The organism is Paraburkholderia strydomiana (assembly GCF_031456815.1).
Classification (GTDB): domain Bacteria; phylum Pseudomonadota; class Gammaproteobacteria; order Burkholderiales; family Burkholderiaceae; genus Paraburkholderia; species Paraburkholderia caledonica.
On record NZ_JAVDVL010000001.1, the window covers coordinates 727,974 to 742,206 of the forward strand.

The 14,233-nt window shown below is 62.2% G+C and carries 15 protein-coding genes; 6 read left to right on the plus strand and 9 right to left on the minus strand.

Annotated features, from left to right (window positions below):
- Positions 1 to 1,572, minus strand: a complete 1,572-nt coding sequence (locus J2W46_RS03280; protein WP_310351265.1) for an efflux transporter outer membrane subunit — start codon at positions 1,570 to 1,572, stop codon at positions 1 to 3.
- A gap of 122 nt (positions 1,573 to 1,694) precedes the next feature.
- The gene (locus J2W46_RS03285; protein WP_310351266.1) at positions 1,695 to 1,985 is read right to left on the minus strand and encodes an EF-hand domain-containing protein; all 291 of its coding nucleotides are present in this window, start codon (positions 1,983 to 1,985) and stop codon (positions 1,695 to 1,697) included.
- 523 nt (positions 1,986 to 2,508) lie between these two features.
- Between J2W46_RS03285 and J2W46_RS03290 the strand changes: the two genes are divergently transcribed.
- On the plus strand, positions 2,509 to 2,754 hold the full coding sequence (locus J2W46_RS03290; protein ID WP_020066425.1) for a hypothetical protein: 246 nt from the start codon (positions 2,509 to 2,511) through the stop codon (positions 2,752 to 2,754).
- A complete protein-coding gene (locus J2W46_RS03295; protein WP_087753446.1) occupies positions 2,751 to 3,659 on the plus strand; it encodes a formate/nitrite transporter family protein in 909 nt (302 codons plus the stop codon). Before J2W46_RS03290 ends, J2W46_RS03295 begins: the two co-directional genes overlap by 4 nt.
- 96 nt (positions 3,660 to 3,755) lie before the next feature.
- Here J2W46_RS03295 and J2W46_RS03300 read toward each other — a convergent pair whose 3' ends face one another.
- Positions 3,756 to 5,006 carry an arsenic transporter gene (locus J2W46_RS03300; protein ID WP_310351270.1) on the minus strand — a complete coding sequence of 417 codons (1,251 nt, stop codon included), beginning with the start codon at positions 5,004 to 5,006 and terminating at the stop codon, positions 3,756 to 3,758.
- 220 nt (positions 5,007 to 5,226) lie between these two features.
- Here J2W46_RS03300 and J2W46_RS03305 point away from each other — a divergent pair, with 220 nt between their 5' ends.
- The 3 genes from J2W46_RS03305 to J2W46_RS03315 all read left to right on the plus strand — a co-directional run bounded on the left by J2W46_RS03305 (position 5,227) and on the right by J2W46_RS03315 (position 7,084).
- Positions 5,227 to 5,787, plus strand: a complete 561-nt coding sequence (locus tag J2W46_RS03305) for a cytochrome b (RefSeq protein WP_310066409.1) — start codon at positions 5,227 to 5,229, stop codon at positions 5,785 to 5,787.
- Positions 5,788 to 5,881: 94 nt separating this feature from the next.
- Complete coding sequence (locus J2W46_RS03310; RefSeq protein ID WP_087753604.1) at positions 5,882 to 6,445, plus strand: YceI family protein; 564 nt, start codon at positions 5,882 to 5,884, stop codon at positions 6,443 to 6,445.
- A 60-nt stretch (positions 6,446 to 6,505) separates the two neighbouring features.
- Positions 6,506 to 7,084: a YceI family protein gene (locus tag J2W46_RS03315; protein WP_020066430.1), complete on the plus strand. Its 579-nt coding sequence runs from the start codon at positions 6,506 to 6,508 to the stop codon at positions 7,082 to 7,084.
- A gap of 73 nt (positions 7,085 to 7,157) precedes the next feature.
- Here the strand turns inward: J2W46_RS03315 and J2W46_RS03320 are convergent, their stop codons facing one another.
- Complete coding sequence (locus J2W46_RS03320) at positions 7,158 to 8,144, minus strand: hypothetical protein (protein WP_310351273.1); 987 nt, start codon at positions 8,142 to 8,144, stop codon at positions 7,158 to 7,160.
- 248 nt (positions 8,145 to 8,392) lie between these two features.
- Between J2W46_RS03320 and J2W46_RS03325 the strand changes: the two genes are divergently transcribed.
- The gene (locus J2W46_RS03325; RefSeq protein WP_374726801.1) at positions 8,393 to 9,091 is read left to right on the plus strand and encodes a hypothetical protein; all 699 of its coding nucleotides are present in this window, start codon (positions 8,393 to 8,395) and stop codon (positions 9,089 to 9,091) included.
- Positions 9,092 to 9,216: 125 nt separating this feature from the next.
- Here the strand turns inward: J2W46_RS03325 and J2W46_RS03330 are convergent, their stop codons facing one another.
- From J2W46_RS03330 to J2W46_RS03350, 5 genes are all read right to left on the minus strand, one after another.
- On the minus strand, positions 9,217 to 9,600 hold the full coding sequence (locus J2W46_RS03330; protein ID WP_310351276.1) for a hypothetical protein: 384 nt from the start codon (positions 9,598 to 9,600) through the stop codon (positions 9,217 to 9,219).
- Between the two features lie 111 nt (positions 9,601 to 9,711).
- Positions 9,712 to 10,698: a hypothetical protein gene (locus J2W46_RS03335; protein ID WP_143266588.1), complete on the minus strand. Its 987-nt coding sequence runs from the start codon at positions 10,696 to 10,698 to the stop codon at positions 9,712 to 9,714.
- 256 nt (positions 10,699 to 10,954) lie between these two features.
- Positions 10,955 to 11,812 carry a hypothetical protein gene (locus J2W46_RS03340; RefSeq protein WP_310351279.1) on the minus strand — a complete coding sequence of 286 codons (858 nt, stop codon included), beginning with the start codon at positions 11,810 to 11,812 and terminating at the stop codon, positions 10,955 to 10,957.
- A 179-nt stretch (positions 11,813 to 11,991) separates the two neighbouring features.
- Positions 11,992 to 13,173 carry an acetate/propionate family kinase gene (locus J2W46_RS03345; protein ID WP_310351281.1) on the minus strand — a complete coding sequence of 394 codons (1,182 nt, stop codon included), beginning with the start codon at positions 13,171 to 13,173 and terminating at the stop codon, positions 11,992 to 11,994.
- A 3-nt stretch (positions 13,174 to 13,176) separates the two neighbouring features.
- Complete coding sequence (locus J2W46_RS03350; RefSeq protein ID WP_310066401.1) at positions 13,177 to 14,112, minus strand: phosphate acetyltransferase; 936 nt, start codon at positions 14,110 to 14,112, stop codon at positions 13,177 to 13,179.
- Positions 14,113 to 14,233: the final 121 nt, after the last annotated feature.

The window sequence follows — 14,233 nt, forward strand, 5'->3', positions numbered from 1 at the left end:
TTATTTACTGCCCGGCGGCGAGTTCGCGCTCGCACGCGCCAGCGCTGAATCGGCAGGCGGGTTCAACAGACGCCCCCAATCCGTGCGCCGCGCCATCTCTTCGGCGATCCGTTCGCTGACCACCTGCTGACCTTGCGCGACTTCCCATCCTCCGCCAAGCGCGCGATACAGCGACACCGCAGCAAGCGCCGCAATCCCCTGGTTCTGCGCGAGCGAATCGCCGTCGCGCAACGCCGAGCGTGAAGCGTCCAGCACCGAGTCGTAAGTCACGGAGCCGGAGCGATATTGAATGTTGGCAAGCCGCAATGCGCGCTGCGATGCGTCAGAAGCGCGCGACGACGCCGCCAGCGCATCGAGCGATGTGCGAAGCGCGGCAATCGCGTCTTCCACTTCTTTTTGCGCCTGCAGCACGGTGTTCTGATAGTCGAGCACCGCTTCCTGGAACGCCGCATCCTGGATTCGCACCGCGTTCTGAAGTTGCGCCCGGTCGAGAATGGGCAGCGAAATGCCCGCCGAGAAAAGACCGATCGTCTTGCCGCCCCATTGCGTTAGTCCAATGCCATGCTGTTCGCCGGATGACAAGCCGAACAGTCCCGTCAGCGATAACGACGGGTACAGCTTCGCCTTCGCCGCGCCGATCAGCGCCGACTGCGCCGCCGCGTTGAGTGCGGCCTGGCGCACGTCGGGACGGCGCCGTAATAGATCGGCGGGAATGCCTACGTCGATCTGCGTCGGCGGCACGGGGATCGCACTGCTGCCTTTCAGTTGCGCGTCGACGGCGTCCGGCGGATCGGCGAGCAGCACCGCGAGCGTGTCGCGATCCTGCACGCGCGCCTTGATGAGCGGCGGGATCTGCGCCTCGGTTTCGGCGACCAGCGTGGCGGCCTGCTCGACGTCGAGCTGACTCGACGCGCCGCGTTTGTAGCGCGCCTGGGTGAGCGTGAGGCTATCCTGGACGGACTTGAGGTTCTGCCGCGCTACGGCGATGCGTTGCTCCAACGCGCGCAGATCGATATATGCGTTGGCGACATCGGCGAACATCGACACCAGCGCGTTGTCGTACGCCGCCTCCGACACGCGCAATTGCGCGCGATCCGATTCGATCTGCCGGCGGTATTTCCCCCAGAAATCGATCTCCCAACCGGCGTTCACGTGCAGATGCTCGGCCCATAAATGAGCCGGCGGTATCGGCCCGACCCCGCTCGCGTTGATATGGCTCGCGCCAACCGACGCGCTGCCCGATTGCGGCAGGAGATTTTCCCCGCTGATCGCAAGCTGCGCCCGCGCCTTGAAGATATGCAGCCCCGCGACCTGCAGCGACAGGTTGCGCTCATAAGCGCGTTGTTCGAGCGCGCTCAGCACCGGGTCGTTGAACGCTTTCCACCACGCGGCCTCGCCGGCGGGCGTGCTCTGCGCGGCAGGCGGCAAGCTCTCCAGCCACTGGTTTTCCAGCGTGACGTCGGGCTCCCTGAAGTCCGGGCCAACGCTGATGCAACCGCTCAATGCCACGCCCATCGACACGACGATCGATGCGCTTACAAGACGCAAACGGCTTGACGGGGCAGGTTTCATCGCGTGAATCAGGCGTCAATGGTTGAGGGAGGGGTTCATGACGGTTGCGACAAGCGCGCGGCGCCAGCATCGTGTGGTTTCGCTGCAAGGCGCGCCGCTCAGTGCACCGCGCAGTGCCCCACTTAATGCGCTGCACCGCGTTCGCGCATATACGCCTCGATCTCCGGCAACGTGATGTAGCCGAGCTTCTGCGTGTCGATCTCGTCGAAGTGACTAGCGACCATCGGCATGCCGGCCGCGGCCTGCTCTTTCGTCAGCTTGCCGTCGTGCGTGGTATTGGCGTTCGCAAAACGCGTTTGCAACTGCGCAACCATGCGCTCCATGCGCTGCGGATTACCGCCTTGCGGCGCGGCCTGAGCGAACGTGACGGTGGACGCGCAGCACAGCAGGACGGCGGCGAGCAATTTTTTCATGACTGACTCCTTCGATAAGCCACCGAGCGTCGCCTGCCTGTGCCGCGATCCGTTCAATGACAGGCCGAATTCTTGTGGAACCCACGCCCCAAAGCAATTGCAGAGTTATGTCGATTAATGTCATGAAGCGCCGGGCGCCTTGGGAAGCGCCGGGGCGCATGGCGGAGTGCCGCCGTGTTGCCGCCGTTTATCGCTGCTCATTGCCGTTTATGGCCGTCAGTAGTGACGTATCGACGGCCACAGCTGTCCATTGCCTCGCGCGGCGACAGGCGCGGCGTGACATCGAATGAAATGAACGAGTGCTACCGTCAGGCGACGATTTGCGTAATTCTGATCTCGCGCCGCTCCGTGATGGAACGGGCCGATAGCGGCAGTGGCGCGTGCTTGAGCATACGACATGCGGACTGCAAGAACGCCTGGTGAATTCCCGTTGTCCTGAGGAATTGGGGAACACTACTTGCTCACCCACACAGGTAGTGCCGGAGCAGATTTACCGTTCACCTCTTTTTCCCGGACCACGTCGATGAACTACCCGAACCTGGACAGCGAGATCGCCCATCTCGAACTCGTGTTGGGGCGGATTTCGGTCAATGACCGCATTCCTCTTTCGTATTGGGAAAACCGCGTGCGCCTCCTGTCGCGTGCGGCGCTGGTGCCGGTGCAACGAGCCCGGCTGGCACGTCTCGAAGCCGTGCTCGGCGCATTGCGGGATTCCGAAGAAGCCGTCTGCGAAGCGCCTGGCATGCGCTCGAAGGACGTCCGTTCATGACCGAGGCGACCAGGGAACCGAAACACAAAGCACCCAATGCAGCAGCCGGCAGCGACGCGCCACGCGCGCAGGACGCCGGCGCAGACTCGCCTCATCTGAACGAGGGAGAGCAGGACCAGGCGGCGCATCACACCGCCCCGCACGCGCTCGTGCTGCATGAGATCGTCCGCGAAGAGGGCGAAGCCGCGCTCGAGCGGACCATCGGCGCGTTGATCTGGTCATCGCTCGCCGCCGGTCTGTCCATGGGATTTTCGTTTCTCACACAAGCCGTGCTCGATGCGGGCTTGCCGGACACGCCATGGCGCCATCTGGTGTCGAGCTTCGGTTATTCGATCGGTTTCGTGCTGGTCATCATGGGACGGCAGCAGCTTTTTACCGAGAGCACGCTGACCGTGGTGCTGCCGGTATTGACGCGGCGCGATCCACGCACATTGCTTAAAGCGATGCGTCTATGGGCCGTGGTGCTCGTCTTCAACCTCATCAGCACATGGATCTTCGCGGCGATGCTACGCATTCCCGATGTCTTTTCGCCCGCGGTGGTGGATGCACTCGGCGAGGTATCGCGTGCGGCGGTCGGCTCGGAACACATGCTGCCGACCATGGTGAAGGCGGTCTTCGCGGGCTGGCTGATCGCACTGATGGTGTGGCTGTTGCCGAGCGCGCGGTCCGGGCGTCTGTTGACCGTGCTGCTGATTACCTATGTGGTCGCCGTCAGCCATCTTTCGCACATCATCGCCGGATCGACGGAGGTTGCTTATGCGTTCCTGAGCGGCGACGCGAGCCTGCACGATTATTTCTTCCGTTTTCTCGTGCCGACGCTCGTGGGCAATACCGTGGGCGGGATGTCGCTGGTTGCGCTGCTCAATCACGCGGCCATCGCGCCTGAAATAAACGGCCATCGCTGAGCACGTTCAGTTGCGCGAGCGGCTCGGCGCCGCAAATGCGGCGGCACTCGTGGCTCGCCGCGGCGGCCTTCACAGGCCCTCGCGGCGAGCCGTGCGTCAGCCGATCAGAATCCGCGCGCCGAGCGCGAGCACCAGCGCGGGCAACATGACCACGACGCCGACCTTCAGGAACTTCCCGAAGCTGACGTCCTCGCCTTCGCGGCGGATTGCGTTGAGCCAGAGAATCGTCGCAAGCGAACCGGTGATCGACATGTTGGGTCCGAGGTCGACGCCGATCAGCAGTGCGTCGATCACGCGCTCCGGGCTATGCGCCTGCATCACCGTGGAACTGGCGATCAGCCCGGCCGGCAGATTGTTCATCAGATTGCTGCCGATCGCGATGGCGCTGCCGGCCCAGCCGGCGGTTGTCATTTCGTTGTGCGCGGCCGCCGAACGCGTTAGCTCTGCCAGCGTGCTGATCACACCGGTGTAATCGAGCATTTCGACGAGAACGAACAGCGCGGCCACGAGCGGCAGCACGCTCCACGATATCTCGCGGATCATCGGCAGCGGCGATTTGCGCTCCTGGATCAGCACGACGAGCGCGGTCGCCGCGCCGAGTATCGCAGTGGGCAGCCCCAACTGAATGTCGAACGCCGATACCGCCAGCAGCACGACGGCGGTCACAGCGATGCCGGCGAGCGCCACGCGTCCGCTCGACGAAAGCTGAAGCGGCTCGAGATTCGCCTCGCAGCTGCCTGCGAGCGCCTTGCGTTGGGTCCAGCGCAGCAGCGCATACGTGGCGACGATCGACAGCAGCGACGGCAACGCGAAGCGCATCAGCCACGGCACGAGCGCGGGCGTGTGATTGCCGTACAGCACGATATTGGCCGGATTGGAGATCGGCAGCACGAAGCTGGCTGCGTTTGCAATGAACGCGCACACGAACAGTAACGGCAGCGGGTCCGTCTTCGCCTTCTTCGCGGCGGCGAACACAGCCGGCGTGAGGACGACCGCGGTGGCGTCGTTCGACAGAAAGGCGGTAATCACCACGCCGACCAGATAGACCAGCATGAAAAGCTTGCGCGGCGAACCTTGCGCATGGTTGACGGCAAGCACCGCGACCCAGTCGAACAGCCCTTCCCGGCGTCCCACCTCGGAAAGCAGCATCATGCCGGACAGGAACAGATAGACGTCAGTGCCCTTGCCGACGGCTTCGACCGCGAGATGCAACGGCAACAGGCCGAGCGAGACCAGCAGCAGCGCGCCGGCCACCGCCCACACCGCTTCCGGCCATTTGAAAGGACGGGCGATCACGCCGGCCGTCGCAAAGGCGGCAATACCCCATGAAAGGAAAATCGAAGTCACAACGAAAGCCCTGAATGGATGGTTGTACGTGGGCAAGGCCCGGTGCGCAGGATACCCCAACTCGGCCCCGCCTCCGCTTGCCTCGCCCGACGTTGCAAGTCGCGAGCCAGCACGCATTACCGTTACCAGTACAACAATGTGTTCTCGCGCCCCCGCCTATTCAGGCTCTATTGACCTGCCTACTATTCGCACTCACTGCCACGACGCATGACCGACGCGAATGAACGACATATCCCGCCACACTGATACAGGCCGTTACCACAGCGCCGCAATCGCACTGCACTGGCTGATCGCCGTGCTGATCGTCGGCGGCTTTTATCTGGGCTGGATCATGACGGACATTCCCGGCTTCACGCCGACGAAGCTCAAGTATTTCTCATGGCACAAATGGATCGGCGTCACCGTATTGATGCTCGCCGTGGCGCGCGTTTTGTGGCGAGCGACGCATCGCGCACCGGCTCTGGATAGCGCGACACCCGCGTGGCAGAAGGCGGCGGCGCACGTCGTCCACGGCCTGCTGTATCTGCTGATGCTGGCGATTCCGGTGTCGGGCTACCTCTACAGTTCGGCGGCGGGCATTCAGGTGGTGTATCTCGGCATCGTGCCGCTGCCGACCTTCATTGGTCCGGATCCGGCGCTCAAGGCGACGCTGCGCACGGTGCATGTGCTGCTCAATTACACGCTGCTCGCGCTGGTCGCCATGCACGTGCTGGCGGCGCTGAAGCACCAGTTTGTCGACCGCGACGGCCTGCTCGCGCGGATGATTCCGTTCCTCAAATGACACTCATCGGCGCCCATTCGCTACAGCCTGTTGGCAATCAAATTCTTCACTGTGCGCAATGAACGCGCACGGGTTCGATAGGATGCGTATCACCATGAAAAACACACTCCATCACTCCATTCTCGCCGGCGTCGCCGCCCTTTCTCTCTTCGGTGCGGGCCTCGCGCATGCCGACGTCGACACGAGCAAAAGCACCGTCATTGCCACGACGAAGCAAATGAACGTGCCTGTCGACGGCAAGTTCAAAAAGTTCTCTGCGCAACTGTCGTTCGATCCGGCGAAGCCGACCGCGGGAAGCGCGAACGTGTCGATCGACACCGGCAGCTACGACCTCGGCGCGGACGACTACAACAAGCAGGCGCAAGGCAAGGAATGGTTCGACAGCGCCACGTATCCGGCCGCAACGTTTGTTTCCAGCGCGATCGCACCGGCGGGCGGCAATCAGTACAAGATCACCGGCAAGCTGACCATCAAGGGCAAATCGCAGACCGTGGTGGTGCCCGTCACGATTGCAAGCCAGGGCCCGACGCAGACGTTCGACGGCTCGCTGCCGATCAAACGCTCCCAGTTCGACGTCGGCACTGGCGAATGGAAGGACACGTCGGTCGTAGCCGACGAAGTCGTCATCAAATTTCACCTCGTCGCTTCGAAGAAGTGATTAAAAAAACCGAAGTAAAACCGCAAGCCTCATAGCACTTTTCGAAACCTGGAGAACATCTTGAAGAAACAATTTCTGATCGCCGCCGGCGCTCTCGCCGCCGCATTGTCGTTCAACGCAATGGCCGCCGACACTTACCAGCTCGATCCGACCCACACGGCCCCGAGCTTTGAAACCGATCACTTCGGCGGCGTGTCGATCTGGCGCGGCAAGTTCAAGAAGAGCAGCGGCACCGTTGTGCTCGACCGCGCGGCAAAGACGGGCACGGTCGACGTGACGATCGACATGAGCTCGGTGGATATCGGCAATGACAAGCTCGATTCCGAACTGGTCACCGACAAGTTCTTCGACGTTGCGAAGTACCCGACCGCAACCTACAAGGGCACGCAAATCCGCTTCGACGGCGACAAGCCGGTTGAAGTGATCGGCACGCTGACCATGCATGGCGTGACCAAGCCGGTCAACCTGAAGATCGAGTCGTTCAAGTGCTTCGTGAACCCGATGCTCAAGCGCGAAGTTTGCGGCACCGAATCGACCGCAACATTCAATCGCGATGACTTCGGCGTCGACTTCGGCAAGACCTACGGCTTCAAGATGCAGACCACGCTGCACATTCAGGCCGAAGGCATCAAGCAGTAAAGTCACGCCGGGCGCGGCCACGCGCCTGCCCCGCGCGCGCTCTCGCAGCGCGCGCATTCAGCCACGCTTTCGCTCAGGCGCCCGCGAGCGAGCGGAAGTCGTCCACGGTCTCAGTGTAAGTTCCGGTTTTTCCGTTCGACGTGACCGTGATGGTCACGCTCGACTCGTCTTTCGGCGTGATGGTCTCCACTGTGTCGCTCGTCGACAACTGGATCACGCCGCCAGTGACCTTGCCGCCGTTGACCTTGACGGGCGTGGGCGTGGACACGGCGAACGCGATCGTCGCGTCGGCGGCGTTCACGCTGATGTCGCCGCTGGTCGCGAGTGTATCGGTGACCGGATCGGCGCCATGCACACGCGAATACGTCAGCGACGTGATCGTGATCTTTCCGCTGATGCTGCCGGAGCCGGCCGTCTGGTTGCGATCGAGCGTCACCGTTGGGCTGCTCGCGATCGTCGTCGTGATGCCGGTGGCCGCGTTGTAGCTCATCGTGTAGCTGACCGTGCCGTTGACAACGGTCTTGCCGTTCGACGACACCAGTGTCAACGCATTGGCCGTTTCGATCGCGCTGTACGACCAGTCGTTCGATGCGTTGCCGACAATGCCGTGCACGTTCTGAATCTGCACGCTGACGGTGCCGGTAATCGACGCGCTGTCCGACACGCCGGGCGCCTTCACCTGCCCTACGCATTGATTGAAACCGACCGTCGCCGTCTCGCCGCTTTGCAGTCCGCTCACACCCGCACCCTGTGCGAGGACGCTGATCGAGCCGCTCGCCGGACACGAGGTCATGGTGTTGCCCGCGCCCGCCGTCACGCCCGTCAGCAGCGATTGCACGACCGACGTATAGATCGCCGCGACGCCAGGGCCCGACAACATGCCGAACGCGCCCGCATATCTTGCGACGTGCTCGCTCTGCACCGCCGACGACAACTTCAGCACGTTACTGCCGCCACTGCTGCCGCCCGAGCCGCCGCTGCATGCGCCGAGAACGGCGGCTGCGGCGACAGCGACCGCAACCGCGGCGCCAGATGAGCGGAACGTTTTCGAAACAGACATCACTACTCCAGATTTGAAAGGCTTCAATGAGTTGATTATCGAAGCGCGCCCGCTCGTTTCATTTGCCGAATAGCCCTTTAAAACGGGGTTAATCCGTCAAGGCAACGCGCTTTAATCGCCGGTTCGGAACAAGTTACGGGGCATTATTTCCGCTTCCGGCAAAGCGCCATACTTGAGCGCGAAGAGCCGCCACAATCCCCCGCTGTTCATTCATTTGAACCTCGCGATGAAATCGTAAAGTCCTCGCCATGCAATTGGTTCGTGTCGGGAGACAAGTGGTGGGACAGGTGAAACGGCAGGTAAAGAATACGGCTCTCGTCGCGATGGCCGCATTGGCGGTCTTCGGAAGCACGGCGCACGCGCAGGAGATTTATGTACACGGCGGCACGCTCGGCGCGGGCATCGGCGCGGCTTTGCCGCTCAATTCATGGGCGGGCGTGCATGCGGAATTCGAAGGTCTTGGCTTCTCGCATTCGGTCAACGTCGACCAGAACAAATACGACGGCCATCTCAAGCTGCTGCAAGGCGGTCTTTATCTCGACGTGTTCCCGTTCCAATCAAGCGGTTTTCGCCTGACGGCGGGCGCATTGATCAACGACAACGAGCTTTCGGCTCACGCCGTGCCCAATGCGGACGGCAACTACAAGATCGGCGACGACTACGTGCCGGCCGTGGGCGCCGCGCCTTCGGCCACGGTCACGCTGCCGCGGGTAATGCCGTATGTCGGGATCGGCTATGGACATAAGCCGGTTTCCAAGGGCTTCGGCCTGACGTTCGATCTGGGCGTTGCCTACGGCCGTCCGCGCACGCACTACAACGTGCCCGCCATTTACTCGATGTTCACGACTCAGGCAAACATCGACGAGCAGGAACAGAAAATCAGCAATACGGTGGAGCGCTACAAAATCTATCCGGTCCTGCAGATCGGCGTGACTTATCGCTTCTAGTCGATAGTCGCGGCCAGGCTTGAGTCGCGTCGCGATGCTGTCATCCAATGCGGCAGGCCCTTCGAAGCGTGGCAACGCGCACGCGTTCCCACGCCGCCGCTTGAACCGCGGTTTCTACGCTGTTCTCATTTGGAAGCATTGCAGTCGCCAGTGCCCCAACTGCCTGTGCCCTTGTGTTTGAGCGCAATGGTGAGCGTGCTTCCTCTGTTCGCCGTAATCATCTGTCCGTAACTGACGGTCGGAATGAACTGGATATCCGGCGCGACCGCGACAGGCGGATTGCGTGAACCATCGATCGTCAGGTCAAGCTGCACGGTGACGGTGTCGATATCGACGTCCCCGTCCCGCTTGCGCGCCGCCTCCTGCTTCCTGAAGTTGCACAATCCGTCGAGGACCTGTTCGAGGGCGGTCGGAATATCGACCGACTTGCCAGGAGGAATCGGCGGCGTATTGCAGCCGGCAAGCAGCAAGGGAAAAACGAACACAGGCAGACAGCGGTGGGCACGCATCAGCATCTCCTTTTCCGATCGGTATGACGAACGGCATATTGGGTCGCCACGAGTTAGATATTGTCCTTGCCGGCAATCAGCCGCACGCCGCCGCCGCACGCCGCAGGCGAACTAGAAGCTCACCGCAAATCCGAACGACACGCCATGCACATTGTGTCCGAACACATATCGCACTACCGCGCGCGTCCTGGTGATGATGACCGGATACCGGCTGCTGTCGAGTTCGAGGCCGACGCCCAACGAGGTGAGGTCGTTGAACCCCAGCACACCCGCGCTTTCGCCGAAATAATGTGAGTAAGCCGCTTCGAGCACATAGCGGACTGGCCGGTCCAACGCATGCCATCCGGTAGGCGCGCGCCAGCGAGTCCACAGGCTGACTTGCTGCGCCATGGCGGAACCCTGCACTGCCTGGGACGAACCGCCGAAGCTGCGCAAATAAATGTCCGTGGCCCGCAACTCAGCGTCGATTTCGTAGTTGTCACGGTAGCGCTCATAGTCGAGCATCAGCGACCCGCCGTAGCCATACGCGTCCAGCGAACCGTTGTCGAGAAACTGGAGGTTGGCATCGGTGGCGCGATTGAAGATCGTTTGCCCGACCTTCAGATCGCTGGAAACGCGGCCTAGCGTTCCGTTAAGGATCGGACGAAACACCAGTTCATTCGTGATCCGAAAATCCCAGCCGATGCCGACCGTGCCGCTGAACGTATTCCATTTTGTCGGCACCGGACGCTGTGCCGAGCCGTCGGACGCGACGAACACCGGATCGTAGCGACTGTAGGCGAGCGTGCCCTCCATGTACAAAGGAAACGACCGGCTTAACGTGAACCCGCCGCCAAGCTGTGTCTGGCCGAAGCTGGGATTGCCGGTAGTGCCGCTATTAACCGCCAGGTTACTGGTCGTGACGTCCGGAACAGTCGTATAACTCATGACGGCGAGCACGGCGTCCGCGTGCTGTTTCACGTTACCCCCGACCACAGCCGGTCCCGACGAGCGGCCCGGAAGGTCCTGCCCAAACGAAAGGCAAGGCAAAACGCTGAAGGCTATGGCTGCACATGCCAACGACGCCCGGCGTCGCCCATGGAGCCGCAGTACATGCATCGTCCGATCGACTGTAAGTCTGTCCGCGCCCAGTACGAACCAGCACACAGCGTACAGAACGCACATTGCACACTCCTGTATGTTGGGCCATTGCTTCCTGGTTCCGAAACACACGCCTCGTGCGGCGTATGACGTTTGCCTTGCTTATTCGAGCACCCAAAGTCGGCGGGGCACATGTCGAATTCAGAATAGACAAAATGCGCCGACGTGGCGGGAATATCGCCGCCGTACAGCGCCTACTTGTTCAGACGCTCCATCACGGCATCGTCGTGCCCGGCGGGCTGGCCGAAGCGGGAAAAGGCATCTGCGCGGGTCGCTGATCGTCGGGATCCGCCAGCGATGCCGCAGGCGGTCCGATGAATACTGGCAGTAGCATGACATCGCGCTCGGCAGCCGGCATTCTCGCGAGAGCATGCAGCGTCACTCTTGTCATCCAGCAGACATCGGCCGGGGTTGCAGTGGAAGGATTCGCTGTATATGCCATATACCGATCGACATTGGCCGGATCGCCGCCTAGTTCGATGACCACGGCACGAGACATTGCCTCGGACGCTGCCGCGTATTCTTCCCGCGTCGGCACGCGTACCGGCGCCGCCGAACCGCTGCTCACCATGATCTTGTAGACAAGATCGAGGTATAGCTCCGCTTGGGCGTCGGACATCTGCGCGATCGTGACGCGGTTCATTATCGTTACGATGTCGACGAGCCCAAAACAATTGACCGGGACCAGTTCGTCGAGCACACGGGTGAGCAGCACGAGGTAGCGCGATCGGTCGGCCGGCGTGAGACGTGCAAGGCCACTCGACATCATGGCTTCACGCTGTTCCGGATCGAGCAGCACATGAACGAGCGCCGGTGCGCCGCCTGGCACACGGGCACCGATAACGGGGTCGCGCGCTACCTTGTCGAACCACTCGAAGATGATGCGGGCTTTGGTCGAACCCTGGTTGATCCCGTACTGCCGCAGGATTTCATCGATATCGACAGCGCCGCGTTGGCGCGAAGCCGACCCGGCTGCAGCAGCATCCGGCGACTCATCGTGGAAGTCCAGATGAACCGCCGCATTCGCGCTCAACGAGATGAGGAGCGTGAACCATACAGTCAGCCGCAGCATCTCTCTCTCCGCAGTAGCGACAGGCGCAGGGCTCGCGATACGTTTCAAAATACATCCGGTCTTTTCTCCATGAACACGCAGAGCGGCATGAAGATCGACGCTGCGAAGCCCGCCGCCCAGTGACTCGATATACGGCCTCTTCTTCTCGTGCGCGTTTCTCTTGTGTGCTTCTCGTGTACTCAGTTGCCGATCAGGGCGCGAGTGTGACGGGCGATCATCAGTTCCTCGTTGGTCGGGACGATCCACACGCCGACCCGACTAGTGGGTGTACTGATGCACGAGTCGTTCGCCTGATTTGCGTCGGAGTCGATGTCGATACCGCACCACTGCGCGTATTCGCCGATACGCTGCCGAACCTGTGTCGCATGCTCTCCGATGCCTGCCGTGAACACCAATGCGTCGATGCCCTTGAGCGCCGCGATCAGCGAGCCAAGCTCGCGGCAGATCCGATACACATACAGTTCGACGGCGAAGCGGGCACGAGGATCGTCGCTCGCGAGCAGCACGCGCATGTCGCCGGAAATGCCGGAAACGCCGAGCAAACCAGACTGCGAGTACAGCAGGTTTTCCACTTCCCGCGTGGTCATGTTCAGTTCGTTGAGCAGATACAGGATCACGCCGGGGTCGAGGCTGCCTGAGCGCGTACCCATCATCAGGCCGTCGAGCGCCGTGAAACCCATCGTGGTCGCGACACTGCGGCATGCCGACAGCGCACACAGGCTCGCCCCATTGCCGAGATGCGCGACCACCGTGCGGCCGGCCGCGGCTGCCGGCGAGATCTCCGGCAGCCTGCTGGCGATGTACTCATACGACAGTCCGTGAAAGCCATATCGGCGTACGCCGCGTTCGGTAACTGCAGCGGGCAGCGCGAAGGCCTTCGCCTGTTCGGGTTGCGTTGCGTGAAAGGCCGTGTCGAAACAGGCGATTTGCGGCATCGCCGAATTGCGCTCCGCGATGATTGCGATCGGCTTCAGGTTATGTGGCTGATGCAGCGGCGCAAGCGGCGTCAGCGTGTGGAGTTCCGCGAGCACGCTTGCATCGACGAGCACCGGTGCGACGAAACGCGCGCCGCCGTGCACGACGCGATGCCCGACCGCCGTGAGGCGATGGCCTTCGCGGTGTCCGCGCAAGAAGTCGGCGATATGCGCGATCGCCCCGGCGTGGTCCAGGCTCGCGCCGTCGCCCCACGCGTGAGCGCCGGCCTGCGCGCCGGCCGCATCGAAGGCAGCGAAGTGCGGTGAACTGAAAAGCCCGTCAATCTGACCTCGCAGCACACAGGCGAGCTCGGCAGTTTGCGCATCGAAGGCGCTGAACTTGATGCTCGACGATCCAGCGTTGAGTACCAGGATGACGTCGGCCATGATCTACACCACGAGCCGATCTTCGCGGCCCTTGCTCGCCACCAGCGCCGCGACCGCGCACGACGCGAGCCGCGTGATAATCGAATCGGCGCGGCTCGTCAGGATGATCGGCACGCGCGCGCCGAGAACGATGCCCGCCGCGTCCGCGCCGGCTAGAAACGAAAGGCTTTTTGCCAGCATGTTGCCGGCTTCGAGATTGGGCACCATTAGAACATTGGCGCGCCCCGCAACCGGCGAATCGATCTTCTTCATGCGCGCCGCTTCGAGGTCGATTGCGTTGTCGAGCGCGAGCGGCCCGTCGACGAGCGCCCCTGTGATCTGATGACGATCAACCATCTTGCAGAGCGCCGCGGCTTCGATCGTCGACGGGACCTTCGGGTTCACGATCTCCATTGCCGAGAGAATCGCGACCCGCACTTCGTCCACGCGAAGCGCATGGCCGAGATCAATCGCGTTTTGCAGTATGTCGGCTTTTTCGGCGAGCGTCGGTGCTATGTTGATCGCGGCATCGGTGATGATCAGCGCGTTTGCGTGCCCCGGCACGTCCATCACGAAGCAGTGGCTCACACGCCGTTCGGTGCGCAAGCCGCCCTCGCGGTGGACGACGGCGGCCATCAGTTCGTCGGTGTGAAGGCTGCCCTTCATGATTGCCTCAGCCTTGCCTTCGCGCACCAGTTCGACGGCTTTCGCCGCCGCCGCGTGACTGTGCGGCACGTCGATCAGCGGATAGCCGGCTATCTGCAGCCCGCATTCTTCGGCGACGGCGCCAATGCGCTCGCGCGGACCTACGAGAAGCGGCGCAATCAGCCCCATCTGCGCCGCCTCCACGGCGCCTTCGAGCGATGCGCGATCGCATGGATGCGCCACGGCAGTCGTTAACGGCGGCTGGCTTTGGCAAAACGCGATAAGCCGTTGATACTTCTCGTGCGTACGCTCCACGATTCCTCCCGTGCATTGCGACAGTCGATGTGCCGCGCGCGGCGACACCGGCGACGCTGGTCATAGCCCGTTCAGAACGACTATCGCCGCCGCGCGCAGCCGCGGCAATAGGACTTTGGAC

Bases quoted from the DNA above. Each gene is read 5' to 3' on its own strand.
- J2W46_RS03320 (WP_310351273.1), bottom strand. From the start codon at position 8,144: ATGTCTGTTTCGAAAACGTTCCGCTCATCTGGCGCCGCGGTTGCGGTC.
- J2W46_RS03345 (WP_310351281.1), bottom strand. From the start codon at position 13,173: ATGGCCGACGTCATCCTGGTACTCAACGCTGGATCGTCGAGCATCAAG.
- J2W46_RS03325 (WP_374726801.1), top strand. From the start codon at position 8,393: ATGCAATTGGTTCGTGTCGGGAGACAAGTGGTGGGACAGGTGAAACGG.
- J2W46_RS03310 (WP_087753604.1), top strand. From the start codon at position 5,882: ATGAAAAACACACTCCATCACTCCATTCTCGCCGGCGTCGCCGCCCTT.
- J2W46_RS03305 (WP_310066409.1), top strand. From the start codon at position 5,227: ATGAACGACATATCCCGCCACACTGATACAGGCCGTTACCACAGCGCC.
- J2W46_RS03335 (WP_143266588.1), bottom strand. From the start codon at position 10,698: ATGCATGTACTGCGGCTCCATGGGCGACGCCGGGCGTCGTTGGCATGT.
- J2W46_RS03290 (WP_020066425.1), top strand. From the start codon at position 2,509: ATGAACTACCCGAACCTGGACAGCGAGATCGCCCATCTCGAACTCGTG.
- J2W46_RS03285 (WP_310351266.1), bottom strand. From the start codon at position 1,985: ATGAAAAAATTGCTCGCCGCCGTCCTGCTGTGCTGCGCGTCCACCGTC.
- J2W46_RS03330 (WP_310351276.1), bottom strand. From the start codon at position 9,600: ATGCGTGCCCACCGCTGTCTGCCTGTGTTCGTTTTTCCCTTGCTGCTT.
- J2W46_RS03295 (WP_087753446.1), top strand. From the start codon at position 2,751: ATGACCGAGGCGACCAGGGAACCGAAACACAAAGCACCCAATGCAGCA.
- J2W46_RS03340 (WP_310351279.1), bottom strand. From the start codon at position 11,812: ATGCTGCGGCTGACTGTATGGTTCACGCTCCTCATCTCGTTGAGCGCG.
- J2W46_RS03280 (WP_310351265.1), bottom strand. From the start codon at position 1,572: ATGAAACCTGCCCCGTCAAGCCGTTTGCGTCTTGTAAGCGCATCGATC.